Source organism: Mesorhizobium sp. B2-4-7, from assembly GCF_006442685.1.
Classification (GTDB): Bacteria; Pseudomonadota; Alphaproteobacteria; order Rhizobiales; family Rhizobiaceae; genus Mesorhizobium.
In genome coordinates, this window is sequence record NZ_VFVH01000001.1 from 557,076 (window position 1) to 575,623 (window position 18,548).

An 18,548-nucleotide genomic window follows, 5' to 3' on the forward strand; every position below is an offset into this window, starting at 1 on the left:
CGCCTCACGCACTCAAGCGAAACCGCGTGACATCGATTGCGGCGCTCATCAGCGTCTGCGTGTAGCCGGCCTGCGGATTGCTGAAAATGTCTTCCGTCGGCCCTTCCTCGACGATCTTGCCCTGCTTCATGACGATGATGTAGTCGGCCATGGCGCGCACCACGGCCAGATCGTGGCTGATGAAGAGGTAAGACAGCTCATGGTCGGCCTGCAGCTTGCGCAGCAACTCCACGATCTGCTTCTGCACCGAGCGGTCGAGGGCGGAGGTCGGCTCGTCCAGCACCACCAGCTTGGGCTTGAGAATCATGGCCCGGGCGATTGCGATGCGCTGGCGCTGGCCGCCTGAGAATTCGTGCGGATAGCGATTGCGCGAATTGGGATCGAGGCCGACTTCACGCAGCGCCTCGACGGCGCGCTGGTCGCGCTGCTTGCCCGAGAGGTTCGGTTCATGCACCAGCAACCCTTCGGTAATGACCTGGCCGATGGTCATGCGCGGCGACAGCGAACCGAACGGATCCTGGAAGACCAGCTGCAATTGGCGCCGCAGCGGCCGCATCGTCTGGCGGTCGGCGGTCGAGATATCGCGGTCGCCGAAGCGGATCACGCCATCGCTCGGCAACAGCCGCAGCAAAGCGCGGCCAAGCGTCGATTTTCCAGAGCCTGATTCGCCGACGATGCCGATCGTCTGATTGCGCCTCAGCCTGATCGAGATATGGTCGACGGCGCGCAGCATCAGCGGTTCGCCGGCCAGAAAGCCGCCGCCGATGCGGAAGGTGACCTCGACGTTTCTGCCTTCGAGCAGGACGGGCGCATTGGCCGGCGGCGGCGCCTTGGTCCCGGTCGGCTCGGCCGCCAGCAGCATCTTGGTGTAGGCATGCTGAGGACTGGCGAAGATGGCTTGCGCGTCCCCCTCCTCCACCACCTCGCCGGAGCGCATGACATAGACCCGGTCGGCAAAGCGCCGCACGATGCCGAGATCGTGGGTGATGAAGACGATCGCCATGCCGAGCTTGCGCTGCAGCTCGGCAAGTAGCATGAGGATCTGCGCCTGGATGGTGACGTCGAGCGCCGTCGTTGGTTCGTCGGCAATCAGGATATCGGGATCGTTTGCCAAAGCCATGGCGATCATGACGCGCTGGCGCTGGCCACCCGACATTTCGTGCGGATAGGATTTCATGCGCCGTTCGGGATCGGGAATATGCACCAGCCTGAGCAGGTTGAGCGCCTCCTCGCGCGCTTGCGCCGCATTCAAGCCCCGATGCCGGCGAATCGGTTCGATCAGCTGGTTGCCGATCGAATAGAGCGGATCGAGCGAGGTCATCGGCTCCTGGAAGATCATGCTGATCTTGCGGCCGCGGACCTTGTTCAACTCGGATTTGCTTAGCGTCAGAAGATTGCGGCCGCGATAATCGACACTGCCGGTGGCTTCTCCATTGGAGGCCAGCAGGCTCATCGCCGCCATCATCGTTTGGCTCTTGCCGGAGCCGGATTCGCCGACCACGGCGACGGTTTCGCCCGCCTTGACGTGGATGTTGATGCCTTTCACCGCCTCGACCGCGCCGTCGAGGGTGCGGAAGCGCACGCGAAGATCCTTTACGCTGAGAATGGTCTCTGCTGCGTCCATCTTAGCGGTCCTTGGGGTCGAGCGCATCGCGCAGGCCGTCGCCGACGAAGTTCAGGGCGAACAAGGTGGAGACCAGGAAGAAGGCAGGGAACAGAAGCAGCCAGTTTGCAGTGCCGATATTCTTGGCGCCGACCGAGATCAGCACGCCCCAGCTGGTCATCGGCTCCTGGATGCCGAGCCCGAGGAATGACAGAAAGCTCTCCAGGATAATGACCTGCGGCACCAGCAGCGTCATGTAGATCACCACCGGCCCGAGCAGGTTGGGAATGACGTGGCGCAAAAGGATGCCGCGCTGGCCGACGCCCATGGCCTCGGCCGCCTGGACATATTCCTGGCGGCGGATGGACAGCGCCTGGCCGCGCACGATGCGGGCCATGTCGAGCCACAGCACGGCGCCGACCGCCAGGAACATCAGCACGAAGTTGCGGCCGAAGAACACCACCAGCATGATGACGAAGAAGATGAAGGGCAGCGAATAAAGCACGTCGACGATGCGCATCATCACCTCGTCGACCCTGCCTCCGGCAAAACCGGCAGTGGCGCCATAGAGCACGCCGATGGCCACGGCCACGACGCCGGCGAGCAGACCGATGGCCAGCGAAACGCGCCCGGCCATCAGCGTCCGCGACAACAGATCGCGGCCGGTGTTGTCGGTGCCGAAAAGAAAATATTGCTGCTTGACCGAGGCGCTCATCGTCGCTTCGAGGCCGTCAGGCGACTTGCTTTCGATCCTGGTGTCGTCGAAGGCGTCGGACCGGTCGAGATAGCGGATGTTGCGGTCGTCGATCGCCTTGCTGGAGGTGACGGTGACGAAGACGCGATTGCCGTCCTGGCGCCAGTCCTTGATGTCGACACGCATGCGCTTGATCGCCTCATTAAGCGCGGTCTCGATCATGTCCGGCTTCGGATAGGCCGACAGGCTCGGCGGCGTACGCACATAATCACCATAGATGGTGGTGTATTGGTGCGGCACGAACCAGGGCCCGAACACGCTGATCACAGCGATCAGGATCAGGTAGTAGAGGCTGAACATGGCGGCGCGGTTGGCCTTGAGACGCGCCCAGGCATCGCCCCACAGCGAACGGCCGACGACCGGTGCGGCGATCGCGATATCAGTCATAGCGCACCCTCGGATCGACGACGGCATACATGACGTCGACGATCAGGTTGAAGACGATGGTGAAGATGGCGATGACCACCACCGTCCCCATCACCAGCGTGTAGTCGCGGTTGAGCGCGGCATCGACGAAGTAGCGCCCGACGCCGGGAATGGAGAAGATCGTCTCGACGATGATCGAGCCGGTGAGCAGGGCGGCGGCAGCCGGACCGGTGAAGGAGACGATCGGCAGGACGGCGCCGCGCAGCGCGTGCTTGACCACCACCGACCAGTCGGACAGGCCGAGCGCGCGCGCCGTGCGGATGTGATGCGAGCGCAGCGATTCGATCATCGAGCCGCGCATCAGGCGGGCGACGATGGCGATCTGCGGCAGGGCAAGCGTCAGCACGGGACCGATCTTGTTGATAAGCGCGCCATCGCCCCAGCCGCCGATCGGCAATAGCTTCCAGGTCAATCCGAACACGAGCTGGATAATCGGCGCGATGACGAAGGTCGGGATGGTGCTGCCCGCGGTTGCCAGCGCAATCACCGTGTAGTCGCCAAGTTTGTTCTGGTTGAGCGCCGCAATGGTACCGAGCACGCTGCCGAGCAGCAGCGCCAAGATCAGCGCGGAGGCGCCGAGCTGAATGGAAATAGGCAAGCCCTTCGCGAAAAGCTCGGTGACGGTAAAGTCCGGCATATTGTAGCTCGGGCCGAAATTGCCGCGCAGGAGATTGCCGAGATAGTGGACATATTGCAGCCAGAGCGGGTCGGCGAGCCCGAACTGGGCTTCAAGATTGGCCCTGATCTCGGGGCTCAGGCCCCGCTCCTGATTGAACGGGCCGCCCGGTGCGACGCGCATCAGGAAGAACGCCAAGGTCACGATGACGAATAGCGTTGGAATGGCGGTCAGAAGCCGCCTGAAAATGTAGCGTAGCATCGGCGGTGCCCTGCTTCGGCCAGGGTGATGGGCATCCAACCGGACGCCCGCAGCGCTCTGGCACCTCTCATCTTCGCACCATGGCCTGCGAAAATCGATTTCGACTTTCGGGCCCCATGCGACGACAGCTCGAACCGCCGTCCTGAACGGGCGGCGGGTCGATCAAGGTTTTCAATCCTTGGAGATGAAGCGGGACGGATGCACGTCCATGACGTTGTCGACGAAGCCATGGAGCTTCGGGGAAACGATATCGTGGTAGCTATAGTAGAGAAGCGGGATCTGGCCGACGTCGTCGACGAGGATACGCTCGGCGGCGGCGAGTTCCTTCATGCGCTCTTCCGGCTTGCCGCCGGCGGCGGCCGCCTTGTCCATGGCCGCCTCATATTGCGGGCTGTCATAGACCGAATAGTTGTTGCCGCTGGCCTTGCGCGAGATGCCCAGGAAGGTTTCGGGATCCTTGTAGTCGGCAATCCAGGCGGCGCGCGCAACGTCATAGTCGCCCCTCTGCTCGAGGAAGGAGTAGTGGGTCTTGGTGTCGGTGTTGAGCAGCGTGACGTCGACGCCGAGCGGCTTCAGCTGTTCCTGGATGGCGACCGCAGTATTCTTGTGGTTCTCCGAGGTGTTGTATCGGATCTCCATCTTCAGCGGATGCTCCGGCGTGTAACCGAGTTTCTCGAGTATCTTCTTGGCTGCGTCCTCGCGGTCGATCTGCGACATGTCGGCATATTTGGCCATCGCCGGCGTGTAGCCCTCGATGCCCGGAGGGACCATCGAATAGCCTGGCAGCATTGAGTTCTGCCAGACCTTCTCGGCAATGAAATCGCGGTCGATGGCCATCGAGATGGCATTGCGCAGCTCGACATTGTCCCAGGGCTTCTTGTCGGTCTTGATCGCGTAGTAATAGGTGCCGAGATACGGCCCCACCTTGATCTGATCACCGAACTTGGCCTTGAGGTCGGCGAGCTGCTCGGTCGGTAGATCGTCGTAGCTGTCGAGTTCGCCGGCCTCGAAGCGCTTCATCGCCGAGGAGCGATCCTCTGTCGGGATGTAGTTGACGACGTCGATCTTGACGCTTCCGGCATCCCAGAATTTCGGATTCTTGACCAGTTTCATATGATCGTTGGGAACCCACTCGGCCAGCGTATAGGGGCCGTTGGAAACGAGATTGCCCGGCTTGATCCAGTCGGCGCCGAGCTTGTCCATGGACGTCTTGTTGACCGGATAGGTCGCCTGGTGGGTCAGCATTTCGAGGAAATATGGCGTCGGTGCCTTCAGCGTCACTTCAAGGGTGGTCGCGTCGATCGCCTTGACGCCCATGTCCTCGAACTTGCCCTTCTTGGTGTTGACTTCCTCGGCGTTCTTGACGGGATAGAGCATCGAGGCATATTCGGCGGCCGTGGCCGGGTCTTCGAGGCGGCGGAAAGCGAAGACGAAGTCTTCGGCCGTCACCGGGCTGCCGTCGGACCACTGGCCGTCCTTCCTGAGCTTGAAGGTGTAAACGGTGCCGTCATCCGACACCGTCCAGCTCTCGGCGGCGCCGGGGATGACGTTGGCCTTCTCGTCCTGCATCACCAGCCCTTGGAACAGGTCGCGCAAGACGTTGGCTTCATAGACCGTCGAGGTCTTATGCGGATCAACCGACTCGGATTCGGCAGCAGTGCCTCTGTTGTAGACGACCTCGGCAAAGGCCGGCGTGTAGAATGTTCCGGCGGCCAGCGCCATGGTTGTGGCGAATGCCGTCGCCTTCAGCATGTTTTTCAGCATGAAGTTTCTCCCTGTCGGCGCTGCCAACGGCGCGCCTTTGCGTGTTGACGCCCCGGGACCGATGTCTGGCCCCTTTGAGCGCGCCGCCGGTTCCCTCCGTCGGCTGGTGGCAGGAGACTAGACAGGCGGCAAGCTCTTTTCAACCGAGTACTGATTGACCCTAAGTCAATAGCCAGGAATCAAAGAAGCCGCGGCTAAATTAGCGTAGCTTTTCAATCATACACACTTCCAGGTTGCGCCTAGAGTTTTCGCTTTTTGCATGCGAACTTTGGCATGCTCGGCGGCATGGTTCAGAACGTCATTCGCCGGGTCCAGGGGCGCCGATTCCAGACAGACACTTCGGCAACTTCGGCGGTTGAGTTCGCTCTGCTTTCACCGATATTCATCCTTCTCCTGCTCGGAATGGTTGCATACGGTGTCTATTTCGGCGCGGCCAATTCAATACAGCAGATCGCGGCGGACGCCGCCCGGACGGCCATCTCGGGGCTGAACCAGACCGAGCGGCAGACGCTCGTGGCCTCGTTTCTCGCCAATAATGCCGGTGGATATCCCTTCGTCGACGCCAGCAAGCTGACTTATCAGGCCAATGACAGCACGGCGGACGGCAATCAGTTCGTGGTGTCGATCCAGTACGATGCCCGAAACCTGCCGATCTGGAATCTCTTTCCGGGCATAGCCATGCCGGGTACAACGATCAAACGCCAATCAACGATCAGGGTCGGGGGCATCTGAATGCTGCTCTGCGCGCACTTGAAGGTCGGCAGGCTTGCACGCCTGATGCTTGGTGACCGGCGAGCGAATTTCACGGTGATGACGGCGTTGAGCGCGCCGGTCGCGCTGGCGCTGGCGGCGGTGGCGATCGACGAGGCCTCCATTTACACCGAGCGCCGAGAAGCACAGGCGATGGTCGACCTGGCAGCGATCACCGCGGCTTCGAACATCAACAACGTCCAGACCGCGGTCTTGACCACGCTCACCGACAACGGGATGCCAGGTGTCGTCGTTCAGGGCTCGGGTCAAACCATTCCCGCGGCGGTGGGCAAAACCGTCGTGACGGTCACGCGGGGCCGATATGCAGGGGCATCCTCGGTCAATGTGGATCAACGCTTCCAAGCAGGCGTAACCCCTTACAACGCGGTTCATGTGACCCTGCGCAAGATCCCCAACCGCTATTTCGCAAGCTCGCTGATCCAAACGCCCATCATTGGCACCGAAGCCACCGCCAGCATGACGCCACAGGCCACTTTCTCGGTCGGATCGAGGTTGCTCAGCGTCAATACCAGCAACAGCCCCATCCTCAACGCGCTTCTCGGCGGCCTTCTAGGCGGCAACATCTCGCTCAGCGTCATGGACTACAACGGATTGATCTCCGCCGATGTCAGCGTGCTTTCCTTCGTCGATGCCCTGGCGGTGCAATTGAACCTGACGGGCGTGACCTATTCGGACGTTCTGGCCTCAAAGGCTGCAGTCGGCCAGATCGCCACCGCCATGGCCAATGTTCCCGGGCTCGGCAACACGGCCAAGGTCGCCTTGCAAACCATGGCAAGCAAATCGACTAACACGGTCAAGATTCCGCTCAGCCATCTCATCGACCTCGGCCCCCTCGGCAGACTTGGCCTCGGGCAGAGGCCAGCCGGCCTTGGCGTTGACGCCAGCGCGATGGGAATGCTGATGGCCGCCGCCGAACTGGCAAACGGTTCGAAGCAGATCGACCTCGGTCTCAGCACCGGCATACCGGGGGTGCTGTCGAGCACGCTCGCCATCGCCTTCGGCGAACCGCCGCAATCCTCGCCATGGCTGAAGGTTGGCGAAGTCGGCACCATTGTGCGGACGGCCCAGACCCGTATCAAGCTGGTGGTGAAGATCGGAGCCGGCAACAGCAATGTCGGAGGCGGTATCACCCTGGTGTCGTTCAGTCTGCCTCTGCATGTCGAAGTCGCCTATGCCGAGGCCAAGCTCACCGACATAAGTTGTCCGACAGGCCCCAGCAGCATCAAGGTGACCATCGCCACCCGTCCCGGTATCGTCGAAGGGCATCTCGGCGACAGCAGCAGCGCCGGCTTTGCCGATTTCACCAACAAGGAGACGTTTTCCAACACGGAAATCGCGAGCGTGAAACTTCTGATCATCCCGGTGCTGTCGGTGGTGGGCTCAGCGGCGTTCGACATGGCCAACAACACGCTAACGACGTTGACTTTCAACAAGGCCGATATCGATGCCAAGACGATAAGGACCGCTTACACCCAAAATTTTACCCAGTCGTTGACTACGTCGCTGGTCAGCGATTTGTCGCTGACGGCGAATTTACTCGGTCTGCCGCTGCTGAATCTGAACACGCTGATCGCAACCGTAAGCCCGCCAGTGGTGGCACTTCTGAACAGCGTAACAGCTCCGGTCGACACGTTGCTTACCAATCTGCTCGGAGCTCTTGGCGTGCGTCTCGGTGAAGCCGACGTCCGGGTCACCGGCGCAACGTGCGGACGTGCCGTGCTTGTCCAGTAAGATGGCCGGCACGCGCTGATCTAGGCAAGGTGTCCAAGAAAGCATCCGAGTGTCGGCAGCAAAAGCACGGCTTCTCCGGCGAGCGAGGCATCGCCGCCAAGTTTCGCAACCGCTCCTAAGTCTTGCGGCAGCGGCCAATTGGCCGGTTCCCCGGCGAAATTGAAGGCACAAAGCAGCCTCTCATCGCCATGCTCGCGGACAAAGGCCAGCACGTCGCCTTCGGCGTCGAGAAAGCGGATCGAACCGCCGACCAGCGCCGGATGCCGCTTGCGCAAAGCGAGTGCCGAACGGTAGGCGGAAAGTACCGATTGCTCATCGCCGCTCTGTACATCGACCGCGCGAGCGCGATGGCTTTCCGGCACCGGCAGCCAGGGTTTACCGGTGGAGAAGCCCGCATTATCGGCGCCGGACTCCCAGACCATGGGCGTGCGGCAGCCATCCCTTCCCTTCACACCGGGCCAGAAGCGGATGCCTACCGGATCGCGCAGGTCCTCATAGGCAAGTTCCGCCTCCGGCAAACCGAGTTCCTCGCCCTGGTAGAGGCAGATCGAGCCACGCAGGCAAGAGAGCAGCATGATCGAGAATTTGGCCACCACGTCAGGATCGCCGCCCGGCCGCGTCCAGCGGCTGACATGACGCATGACGTCATGGTTGGAAAACGCCCAGCAGACCCAGCCATCTACGACAGCGTTTTCGAAAGCCTCGACACAGCCGCGCACATGCGCCGCCGAAAATTGCGGGCCAAGCAGATCGAAGGTGTAGCACATCTGCAGCTTGTCGCCGCCGGAGGTGTAGGCGGCCAGCGTCTGTAGGGAGCGCCCCTCATCACCGATTTCGCCGACGGCGGCGCGATCCCCGTACTCGTCGAGCAGCGCCCGAAAGCGCCGCAGGAACGCTAGATTTTCCGGCTGCGTCTTGTCGAACAGGTGCTCCTGGTAGAGGTAGGTGTTGGTCTCGGTGTTGGTGCCTGCAACGCTCGACGCCAAGGGCGGGTTGCTGCGCAGCCAGCGGTCGTGGACGTAGTAGTTGACGGTGTCCAGCCGGAAGCCGTCGACGCCGCGCTCCAACCAGAACCGCACTGTATCCAGAAGCGCGTCCTGGACCTCCGGGTTGTGAAAGTTGAGATCCGGCTGCGAAGCGAGGAAATTGTGCAGATAGTACTGCCGGCGGGTCGCATCCCATTCCCACGAGGGGCCGCCGAAGACCGACAGCCAGTTGTTGGGCACACCACCATCCGGTCTGGCGTCGGCCCACACGTACCAATCGGCCTTTGGATTGTCGCGGCTGGCGCGGCTTTCGACGAACCATTCGTGCCTGTCGGAGGAGTGCGACAGCACCTGGTCGATGATGATTTTCAGGCCAAGCCGGTGCGCTTCGGCAACCAGTGTATCGAAATCCTCCAACGTGCCGAACATCGGATCGACGTCGCAATAATCCGACACGTCGTAGCCCATATCGGCCATCGGCGACTTGAAGAAAGGCGACAGCCAGACGGCATCGGCGCCGAGCGAGGCAATGTGGGCGAGCCTTGATGTGATGCCGGCGAGATCGCCGCTGCCGTCGCCGGTCGTGTCCTGGAAGGAACGCGGGTAGACCTGGTAAATGACGCAACCGCGCCACCAGTCGGCCGCTCGCTCGGCATTGTCGTCAGTCATCACGACCCTTTCCCTGTCTGGGCCCTTCCGTCCTGCGCTCGATCATGAAATTCACGCTGCGGCCCGGCAGCGCGCGAGAAAGATCAACTGCTTGCGCTTCGATGGCGGGATGCCATCGGAATCCGTCTCGCGCGGGCAATGTGAAGATGCATTGGCGGCGATCGCCATTGACCATGACGGCAAGCCGGCCATCCACGCCGCCGAGCAGCATGACGAGGCGATGCCGGGCGGGATCGTTCCACTCCGCCTCGCCGAGCAGCGCCCCCGTCTCGGTGAGCCAGGCGACGTCGGCAGTGTCCGACCCGGCCAGCGGCTGGCCGGTGAGGAAATCTGTATTAGAGAGCGCCGGCACCGCGCGGCGCAAGGCGGCCAGTGCACGCGCGTAGCCTTCCAGCGCCTGGTCACGCCCCTTCCAGTCGAGCCAGGTGATGTTGTTGTCCTGCGCATAAGCGTTGTTATTGCCTTGCTGGCTGCGGCTGAATTCGTCGCCGGCCGTCAGCATGATCGTGCCGCGCGAGGCGAACAGCGTGGCGAGCAGCGCACACTGGTCGCTGAAGCGCGCCTTCGCGATTGCCGCGTCGTCCGTCGCGCCCTCGACGCCGTTGTTCCAGGACAGGTTCTCGTTGTGGCCATCGCGATTTTGCTCACCATTGGCCTCGTTATGCTTCTCCTCATAAGCAACGATGTCGGCCAGCGTCATGCCGTCATGGGCCGCGATGAAATTCACCGTGCGGCTGGCGGGCTGGCCGCCCCTGCCGAAAATATCGGACGAACCGGCAAGTCGTGTCGCCAGCGTACCAACCATGCCGGCATCGCCGCGCCAGAAGCGCCTGGCATCGTCGCGATAACGATCGTTCCATTCCAGGAAGCGGGAGGGGAAGTTGCCGAGCTGATAGCCATCGAGACCGATGTCCCAGGGCTCGGCGATCAACACACGGCCGGCCAACAGCGCATCCTCGCGCATCGCCTCCAGCAACGGCGCTTGCGCTTCGAATGTGCCGTTGACGCGCCCCAGCACCGGTGCCAGGTCGAAACGAAAACCGTCGACGCCGGCATGGCGGACAAAATGGCGAAGCGTGTCGAGCACCATTTCCTGCACCGCCGGGTGATCGCAGGCAATCGTGTTGCCGGTACCGGTGTCATTGACCAGCCTGCCATCCGGCTGATGCCGGTAATAAGCCTGATTGTCTAGGCCGCGCAGCGACAATGTCGGACCGAGCCTGTCACTTTCGCCCGTGTGGTTGAAGACGAGGTCGAGAATGGTGCCGATGCCGGCCGCACGCAGCGCGGCAACGGTAACGCGCAATTCGGCTAGGCCGCCAGGGGCCAGGCGCGGGTCTAGTGCCATGAAGGTGACAGGGTTATAACCCCAGGCGTTGCTCAACCCGAGCGGCGGCAGATGCCGCTCGTCGATCGATGCGGTCACCGGCATCAGCTCGACGGCGGAGACGCCGAGCCTTCGCAGGTGCTCGACGATAGCCGGATGAGCAAGCGCGGCGGTCGTGCCGCGCTGTTTTTCCGGCACATCCGGATGCAGCTTGGTGAAGGCGCGCACCGGCACTTCGTAGATCAGGCCGCCGGGACGGAACAGCGGCGGCAGCACAGGCACAGCCGTGGACAAGGCTTTCACCACGGCCTTCGGCATCAGCGGCGCGGTATCGGAACCCTCGTTGCGGCGCGCGGCGAGGCGCCAGTGACAGGCATAGGGCCGGTCGATTTCGGCGGCGTAGGGATCGGTCAGCAGCTTGTCCGGATCGAACCAAAATCCGCGTTCGGGCGCGTAGTCGCCATCGGCGCGGAAACCGTAGCGGGTGCCCTCGGCAAGGCCGGAGACGAAGAGTGCATGCACCCCCTCTCCTTCCGGTTTCAGCTCCAGCCGGTCGAGTTCGCGGTTTCCCTGTTCGTCGAAGATCGAGACCCAAAGGCGACGGGCCGACGACGACCAGGCGGCAAAGCGGATGCCGTCCTGGGTGATGGTGGCGCCTAGTGAGGTCATCGGCGCGTCCTCCACCCTCCCCCTTGTGGGAAGGGTCGCGAACGAAGTGAGCGGGGTGGGGGGTGACGCCGGCAAAGCCCTCTACGAGCACCCCCACCCCGACCCGCTACGCGGATCGACCCTCCCCACAAGTGGGAGGGTGAAGCCACCGCCACGCTCAAGTAATCACGCTCGGCTTGTCACGGCCGGTATGGCTCCTGATTCCCGCGATGTCATCCGCTGCTGCGATCAGATCGGCGAGCGCCTTCTGCGTATCGAGATCGTGCCTGGCCTTGTCCGGCTCGTAGCGCTCGATGTAGACGCGCAAGGTGGCGCCCGAGGTGCCCGTGCCGGAAAGCCGGAAGACGACGCGCGAGCCGCCTTCGAACAGCACCCTGATGCCTTGATGCTCGCTCACCGAACCGTCGACCGGATCGTGATAGGTGAAGTCGTCGGCATTGGCGATCTTCAGGCCGCGCACGCTGGTGCCCGGCAGCGAGCCAAGCTTTGCGCGCAGTTCATCGACCAGCGCATTGGCGCGCCCGCTCTCGACTTCCTCGTAATCATGGCGCGAATAATAGTTTCGGCCGTAGGTCGCCCAGTGCTCGGTGACGATCTGCTTACAGCTCTCGCCGCGCGCGGCGAGGATGTTGAGCCACAAAAGCACGGCCCACAGGCCGTCCTTCTCGCGCACATGGTTGGAGCCGGTGCCCGCACTTTCCTCGCCGCAGATCGTCGCCATGCCGGCGTCGAGCAAATTGCCGAAGAATTTCCAGCCGGTCGGCGTCTCATACATGCCAATGCCGAGTTTTTCGGCGACGCGGTCGGCGGCCCCACTGGTCGGCATCGAGCGCGCAATGCCCTTCAGGCCTTCCTTGTAGCCCGGCGCCAGGCGGGCGTTGGCGGCGAGCATGGCGACAGAATCCGACGGGGTGACGAAAATGCCCTTGCCGATGATCAAATTGCGGTCGCCGTCACCGTCGGAAGCGGCACCGAAATCCGGGGCGTCCGGTCCCATCATCTCGTCATAGAGATGTTTGGCATGGACCAGGTTCGGATCCGGATGGTGGCCGCCGAAATCCGGCAGCGGCTTGAAGTTGCGGCAGGTGCCGTCGGGCGCGCCAAGCCGGTGTTCGAGGATCTCCTTGGCGTAGGGGCCGGTCACCGCGTGCATGGCGTCGAAGCGCATGCGAAAGCCCGACTTGAACAGTTTGCGCAGCGCGTCGAAATCGAACAGGCTTTCCATCAGCTCGGCATAGTCGACGACCGGATCGATGATCTCGACCGTCATGCCGGCGGCCTTGACGGTACCGATCGCGTCGATGTCGATCGGATCGATGTCGACGGTCTTGAAGCTGGAGATCGCCTTGGTCCTGGCGAAGATCGCATCGGTCAGCTTTTCCGGCGCCGGGCCGCCATTGCCGGCATTGTACTTGATGCCGAAATCCTCGTGCGGGCCGCCCGGATTGTGGCTGGCTGACAGGATGATGCCGCCGAACGTCTTGTACTTGCGGATGACATGCGAAGCGGCCGGCGTCGACAAGATGCCGCCCTGCCCGACCATCACCTTGCCGAATCCGTTGGCGGCGGCCATGGCGATGGCCTTCTGGATGACCTCGCGATTGTAGAAGCGGCCGTCGCCGCCGATCACCAGAGTCTTGCCCTTGAACCCGTCCAGCGCGTCGAAGATCGACTGGATGAAGTTCTCGGCATAGTGCTCCTGCTGGAACACAGGCACCTTCTTGCGCAGCCCCGAAGTGCCGGGCTTCTGGTCGGAATAGGGTTTGGTGGGAACGGTGCGTATCATGCTTCAAGCAACCCTTTTCGAAAGCAGCAGGCGATAGAGTTCAACGTATTTGTCAGCGCTTCGGTCCCAGGACAGGTCGGTCTTCATGCCCTGGCGCTGGATGGCCTCGAAGATCGCGGGGCTGGCATGGGCCTCGGCCAGGCGGCGGATGGCATGAAGCAGCGCGCCGCCGTCGCTGGGCGCGAACTGGAACCCGGTCGCCACGCCGGCGGCAATCGCCGCCTCGTTGGCGTCGATGATGGTGTCGGCGAGCCCCCCGGTGCGGGCGACCACCGGCACGCAGCCATAGCGCAGGCCATAAAGCTGCGTCAGTCCACAAGGCTCGAAGCGCGACGGGATAACGATGGCGTCGCAGCCGCCCTGCATGACGTGAGACAGGCCTTCGTCATACCCCACGACGACGCCTATACGGCCGCGGTGGCGTGCGGCGGCGGCGAGCAGCGCGCCTTCGAGGCCGGCATCGCCCGAACCCAGAATAGCCAACCGCGCGCCCGTTGCAACGATGCCGTCGACCGCCGTCGCCAGTATGTCCATGCCCTTCTGCCAGGTCAGGCGGCTGACGACGCAGACGATCGGGCTACCGTCGCGATCGAGGCCGAAACGGCCCTCGACAGCGGCCCTGTTGGGCGCGCGCGCCTTGAGCGAGGCGGCTGTATAGTTCGACACCAGATGCTTGTCGGTCTCCGGGTTCCAGATGGCGGTGTCGATGCCGTTGACGATGCCATAGAGATCGCTGGAGCGCATGTTGATCAGGCCGTCGAGACCCATGCCGAATTCCGGCGAGCGGATTTCTTGCGCATAGGTCGGGCTGACGGTGGTGATTGCCCAGGCAGCCTGCAGGCCGGCCTTGAGGAAGCCGACGCCGCCATAATATTCCACGCCGTCAAGCGCCATCGCCGCCGTCGGCAGTCCGAGTTCGCCGAAGATGCCGGCGCCGAACTGCCCCTGGAAGGCGAGGTTGTGGACAGTCATCATCGACGGCGTGCCGACCGCTTTGCCATAGCGCATATAGGCCAGCGTCATCGCCGACTGCCAGTCATGGGCATGCACGATATCGGGCATGTAACCGGAGATGGCACCGCCGGCGATGTCGGCGCCGGCCTGGCTGAGCGCTGCGAAACGGCGCCAATTGTCCGGCCAATCGGCACCCGCGGCATTGCCATAAGGACCGCCGGGACGATCGAACAGATGCGGCGCATCGAGCACGAAAAGATCGAGCCCGGCAAGCTGGACAGAATGGACCGAAGCCTTGCCGCCCTGCAGCAGCGGATACTTGTAGACAGACTTTTTTTTCTTGAAGGCGTCCATCACCATGGGAAAACCGGGAATAAGCGTGCGCATGGTCACGCCTTTGGCGGCCAGCGCGACGGGCAGCGCGCCGGTCACATCGGCAAGCCCGCCGGTCTTGATCAGCGGAAAGATCTCGGGCGTGACCGACAGAACCTGCATGCGCTTACCGAACCGCTCCTGGTGCATGTAGCCCAAACCGTGCAGCGGTTCTGGGGCAAGGGCATGCACAAACCACCCTAAAGTGACAGCTTGTTGATCAACCCGATCGGATTGACAACTTGTTGATCAAACTGATCAGGTTGACAACTTGTTGATCATGTCCTGCGTGATCAGGCAGATGCCCTTTTCCGAAACGCGGAAGCGCTTGGCGTCGAGCACGGGATCCTCACCGACCACCAGCCCTTCCGGTATCCTTACACCGTGGTCGATGACGACGCGCTTCAACGTTGCGTTCCGGCCGACATGAACGTCGGGCAGCATGACGACCTCTTCCAGCGTCGAGTAGGAATTGATGCGCGCGCCGGTGAAGATCAGGCTTTTCCTGAGCGTCGCGCCCGAGACGATGCAGTCGCCCGACACAAGCGAGGACACGGCCGAACCGCGCCGTCCATCCTCGTCATGCACGAACTTCGCCGGCGGCTTCAACTCGGCATAGGTCCAGATCGGCCAGTCGCGATCGTAGAGGTCGAGTTCGGGCGTCACGTCGGTCAGGTCGATATTGGCTTCCCAATAGGCATCGACGGTGCCGACATCGCGCCAGTAGGCCTCATTTTCCGCGGTCGAGCGCACGCAGGACTTGGCGAAGCGGTGGGCGATCGCCTTACCGTGCTCGACGATATAGGGGATGATGTCCTTGCCGAAGTCGCGGCTCGAACCGGGCTCGGCCGCATCGCGGCGCAGCTGCTCCATCAGGAACTTGGTCTTGAACACGTAGATGCCCATCGAGGCCAGGGCAAACTCCGGTTTGTCTGGAATGCCGGGAGGGTCGGCCGGCTTTTCGACGAAGGCGATGATGTTGTCCTTGGCATCGACATGCATGACGCCGAAGCCCGTGGCCTCCATGCGCGGCACTTCGAGGCAGCCGACGGTGACATCGGCGCCGGCGTCGACATGCTGGCGCAGCATCAGCTCGTAGTCCATCTTGTAGATGTGATCGCCGGCGAGGATGACCATGTATTCGGGGCCATAGGCCTCGATGATGTCGATGTTCTGGTAAACCGCGTCGGCCGTGCCTTCATACCACTGGGTTTCCGACACGCGCTGGCTGGCCGGCAGGATATCGAAGCTTTCGTTTCGTTCGGGCCGCAGGAAGTTCCAGCCTCGCTGCAAATGGCGGATCAGCGAATGCGCCTTGTATTGGGTTGCAACCCCAAGGCGGCGGATGCCGGAGTTGAGGGCGTTGGAGAGCGCGAAATCGATGATGCGCGTCTTGCCGCCGAAATAGACTGCCGGCTTGGCGCGCCGGTCGGTCAGTTCCTTGAGGCGGCTGCCGCGCCCGCCGGCCAGCACATAGGCCATGGCGTCGCGGGCCAGCGGCTGGGTTCGTTTCGAGTTTGCCATTTTCTACCCTCCCAAGTTACCCGGTCTCGACATGGCTTGTTCCGCGACCAGTTCAAGCATGATCGTCGACAGCGGCGGCAAGAGCATCGTTGCGGAGATGCCCCCTTCCTCCGCCCGCGCTTCGACGGCGCCGCCATTGCCCTTGCCGGATCCGCCATATTCGGAAGCGTCCGTGTTGATGATCTCGCGCCATGTGCCGGCTTTCGGCAGCGGCACGCGGTAGTTGTCGCGCGGCACCGGCGTGAAATTGGAGATGATCGCGACCGGATTGCCTCCCGGCGCGCTGCGCAGCCAGGCGAAGACGGAATTCTGGCTGTCGTCGACGATCAGCCAGGAAAAGCCCTCCGGCTCGCAGTCGCGGCCGTGCAGGGCCGGTCGCGAGCGGTAGAGATAGTTGAGGTCGCGCACCACCTGCCAGACACCGCGATGCGAGCGGAAATCGAGAAGATTCCAGTCGAGCGCGCGCGCCTCGCTCCATTCGCGGCGCTGCGCGAACTCCTGGCCCATGAACAGCAGCTTCTTGCCGGGGTAGCCCCACATGAAAGCGTAGTAGGCGCGCAATGTCGCGAATTTCTGCCAGTCGTCGCCGGCCATCTTGCCAAGCAGCGTGCCTTTGCCGTGCACGACCTCGTCATGCGAGAGCGGCAGCACGAAATTCTCCGAGAAGGCATAGACCAGGCCGAAGGTAAGGTCGTTGTGGTGGTGTTTGCGGAAGATCGGCTCCCTGGAAAAATACTCCAGCGTGTCGTGCATGAAGCCCATGTTCCACTTGAAGCCGAAGCCCAGCCCGCCTTCATGGACCGGCGCCGAGACCTTCGGCCACGAGGTCGATTCCTCGGCGATGGTCATGACGCCCGGATGGTGGCCGTAGAGCTCCTTGTTCATCTTCTGCAGGAAGCTGACCGCCTCGAGGTTCTCGCGGCCGCCCTTCTCGTTAGGAATCCATTCGCCTGCCTTGCGCGAATAATCGAGGTAGAGCATCGAGGCGACCGCGTCGACGCGCAGGCCGTCGACATGATATTTTTCGGCCCAGAACAGTGCGTTGTTGACCAGGAAAGACACCACTTCGCGGCGACCGAAATTATAGATCGCCGTGTTCCAGTCGGGATGAAAACCCTGGCGCGGATCGGCATGCTCGTAGAGCGCGGTGCCGTCGAAATGGACAAGGCCGTGCTCGTCGACCGGAAAATGCGCCGGCACCCAGTCGAGGATGACGCCGACGCCGGCACGGTGGGCGCCGTCGACAAAGCGGGCAAAGCCGGCCGGGTCGCCAAAGCGCGCCGATGGCGCATAGAGGCCTGTCGTCTGGTAGCCCCAGGAGGGATCATAGGGATGTTCGGAGATCGGCATGAACTCGATGTGGGTGAAGCCGGTCTCGACGACATAGGGGATCAGCCGGTCGGCCAGTTCATCCCATGACAGAAACGTTCCATCGTCGCGAAGCTGCCAGGAGCCGGCATGGACCTCGTAGATGGAGATGGCCTCGCGCCGGGGATCGGCATTGCGCCAGAAACTGCGATGCGCCTCGTCGCCCCATTGATGGGCGGGCGACGCAGCGGTCACCGACGCGGTCGCCGGGCGCAGTTCGGACTTGAAGGCAAACGGATCGGCCTTCAGCGGCAATCTCACGCCATCGGGGCCGATGATCTCGTACTTGTAGGGCCTGCCGGCGCCGATATCGGGGATGAATACCTCCCAGATGCCGGTGTCGCGGCGGTCGCGCATCGAATGGCGGCGGCCGTCCCAGTCGTTGAAATCGCCGACCACCGAGACGCGCCTTGCATTGGGGGCCCAAACGGCGAAATGCACTCCGGTGGCGCCTTCGTGCTCGATGACATGCGCGCCGAGCTTGTCGAACAGCCTCAGATGCGAGCCCTCGGCAATGTAGTAATCGTCCATCGGACCGAGCACCGGGCCAAAAGAATAGGGATCCGTCAACCACCAGTCGCCCCCGGCATTCCTGGCGTGATAGCGCAATGGCTGGCGCTTCTTGATCGACAGCTTGCCTTCGAAAAAGCCGCCATCGTCACGCCTGGACAGTTCACCAGCAATCATGCCGGTCAGCGTATAGGCGGTGACGAACTCCGCATGCGGAACGAAACAGCGGGCAAACAGGTTCTTGCCCACCTCATGGACGCCGAGGACCGCAAACGGATTGCCGTGCGTGCCGGCGACAATCGCCGCGACATCGCTGGCCGGGGCCGATCCGTCCGGCCCGCTTGTCGCAGCGGTCGCGCGCGGTTTCCTCATCGGGCAGTGTCCCTCCCCGGGCACCAAATGTTTGTTTTAAGGTATAAATTCGGCGTTTGAACTCACACCCCGGACTACATCGTTC

12 protein-coding genes are annotated in these 18,548 nt (G+C 62.6%); 2 read left to right on the top strand and 10 right to left on the bottom strand.

Annotated elements, in window-relative coordinates:
• Positions 1-4 precede the first annotated feature (4 nt).
• From FJ946_RS02880 to FJ946_RS02895, 4 genes are all read right to left on the bottom strand, one after another.
• On the bottom strand, positions 5-1,624 hold the full coding sequence (locus tag FJ946_RS02880; RefSeq protein ID WP_140520752.1) for an ABC transporter ATP-binding protein: 1,620 nt from the start codon (positions 1,622-1,624) through the stop codon (positions 5-7).
• 1 nt (position 1,625) lies between these two features.
• Positions 1,626-2,744: an ABC transporter permease subunit gene (locus FJ946_RS02885; protein ID WP_140520753.1), complete on the bottom strand. Its 1,119-nt coding sequence runs from the start codon at positions 2,742-2,744 to the stop codon at positions 1,626-1,628.
• A complete protein-coding gene (locus FJ946_RS02890; protein WP_140494801.1) occupies positions 2,737-3,660 on the bottom strand; it encodes an ABC transporter permease subunit in 924 nt (307 codons plus the stop codon). The genes FJ946_RS02885 and FJ946_RS02890 overlap by 8 nt, the downstream gene beginning before the upstream one ends.
• A gap of 171 nt (positions 3,661-3,831) precedes the next feature.
• A complete protein-coding gene (locus FJ946_RS02895; RefSeq protein ID WP_140564224.1) occupies positions 3,832-5,424 on the bottom strand; it encodes a peptide ABC transporter substrate-binding protein in 1,593 nt (530 codons plus the stop codon).
• A 285-nt stretch (positions 5,425-5,709) separates the two neighbouring features.
• On the opposite strand from FJ946_RS02895, the gene FJ946_RS02900 reads away from it, so the two are divergent.
• Positions 5,710-6,156, top strand: a complete 447-nt coding sequence (locus tag FJ946_RS02900) for a TadE/TadG family type IV pilus assembly protein (RefSeq protein ID WP_140555953.1) — start codon at positions 5,710-5,712, stop codon at positions 6,154-6,156.
• Entirely contained in the window at positions 6,157-7,926 is a 1,770-nt protein-coding gene (locus FJ946_RS02905; protein ID WP_140564225.1) for a TadG family pilus assembly protein, read from the top strand.
• Between the two features lie 20 nt (positions 7,927-7,946).
• Here the strand turns inward: FJ946_RS02905 and FJ946_RS02910 are convergent, their stop codons facing one another.
• The 6 genes from FJ946_RS02910 to glgB all read right to left on the bottom strand — a co-directional run bounded on the left by FJ946_RS02910 (position 7,947) and on the right by glgB (position 18,463).
• The gene (locus FJ946_RS02910; protein WP_140494807.1) at positions 7,947-9,581 is read right to left on the bottom strand and encodes an alpha-glucosidase family protein; all 1,635 of its coding nucleotides are present in this window, start codon (positions 9,579-9,581) and stop codon (positions 7,947-7,949) included.
• Positions 9,574-11,577: a glycogen debranching protein GlgX gene (glgX, locus tag FJ946_RS02915; RefSeq protein WP_140564226.1), complete on the bottom strand. Its 2,004-nt coding sequence runs from the start codon at positions 11,575-11,577 to the stop codon at positions 9,574-9,576. The genes FJ946_RS02910 and glgX overlap by 8 nt, the downstream gene beginning before the upstream one ends.
• 157 nt (positions 11,578-11,734) lie before the next feature.
• Positions 11,735-13,363: an alpha-D-glucose phosphate-specific phosphoglucomutase gene (locus FJ946_RS02920; RefSeq protein WP_140494811.1), complete on the bottom strand. Its 1,629-nt coding sequence runs from the start codon at positions 13,361-13,363 to the stop codon at positions 11,735-11,737.
• A gap of 3 nt (positions 13,364-13,366) precedes the next feature.
• Positions 13,367-14,812 carry a glycogen synthase GlgA gene (glgA, locus tag FJ946_RS02925; protein WP_140494814.1) on the bottom strand — a complete coding sequence of 482 codons (1,446 nt, stop codon included), beginning with the start codon at positions 14,810-14,812 and terminating at the stop codon, positions 13,367-13,369.
• 135 nt (positions 14,813-14,947) lie between these two features.
• Positions 14,948-16,213: a glucose-1-phosphate adenylyltransferase gene (gene glgC, locus FJ946_RS02930; protein WP_140494816.1), complete on the bottom strand. Its 1,266-nt coding sequence runs from the start codon at positions 16,211-16,213 to the stop codon at positions 14,948-14,950.
• Between the two features lie 3 nt (positions 16,214-16,216).
• Positions 16,217-18,463: a 1,4-alpha-glucan branching protein GlgB gene (gene glgB / locus FJ946_RS02935; protein WP_140564227.1), complete on the bottom strand. Its 2,247-nt coding sequence runs from the start codon at positions 18,461-18,463 to the stop codon at positions 16,217-16,219.
• Positions 18,464-18,548 lie beyond the last annotated feature (85 nt).

Bases quoted from the DNA above. Each gene is read 5' to 3' on its own strand.
- FJ946_RS02880 (WP_140520752.1), bottom strand. From the start codon at position 1,624: ATGGACGCAGCAGAGACCATTCTCAGCGTAAAGGATCTTCGCGTGCGC.
- FJ946_RS02885 (WP_140520753.1), bottom strand. From the start codon at position 2,744: ATGACTGATATCGCGATCGCCGCACCGGTCGTCGGCCGTTCGCTGTGG.
- FJ946_RS02890 (WP_140494801.1), bottom strand. From the start codon at position 3,660: ATGCTACGCTACATTTTCAGGCGGCTTCTGACCGCCATTCCAACGCTA.
- FJ946_RS02895 (WP_140564224.1), bottom strand. From the start codon at position 5,424: ATGCTGAAAAACATGCTGAAGGCGACGGCATTCGCCACAACCATGGCG.
- FJ946_RS02900 (WP_140555953.1), top strand. From the start codon at position 5,710: ATGGTTCAGAACGTCATTCGCCGGGTCCAGGGGCGCCGATTCCAGACA.
- FJ946_RS02905 (WP_140564225.1), top strand. From the start codon at position 6,157: ATGCTGCTCTGCGCGCACTTGAAGGTCGGCAGGCTTGCACGCCTGATG.
- FJ946_RS02910 (WP_140494807.1), bottom strand. From the start codon at position 9,581: ATGACTGACGACAATGCCGAGCGAGCGGCCGACTGGTGGCGCGGTTGC.
- glgX (WP_140564226.1), bottom strand. From the start codon at position 11,577: ATGACCTCACTAGGCGCCACCATCACCCAGGACGGCATCCGCTTTGCC.
- FJ946_RS02920 (WP_140494811.1), bottom strand. From the start codon at position 13,363: ATGATACGCACCGTTCCCACCAAACCCTATTCCGACCAGAAGCCCGGC.
- glgA (WP_140494814.1), bottom strand. From the start codon at position 14,812: ATGCAGGTTCTGTCGGTCACGCCCGAGATCTTTCCGCTGATCAAGACC.
- glgC (WP_140494816.1), bottom strand. From the start codon at position 16,213: ATGGCAAACTCGAAACGAACCCAGCCGCTGGCCCGCGACGCCATGGCC.
- glgB (WP_140564227.1), bottom strand. From the start codon at position 18,463: ATGAGGAAACCGCGCGCGACCGCTGCGACAAGCGGGCCGGACGGATCG.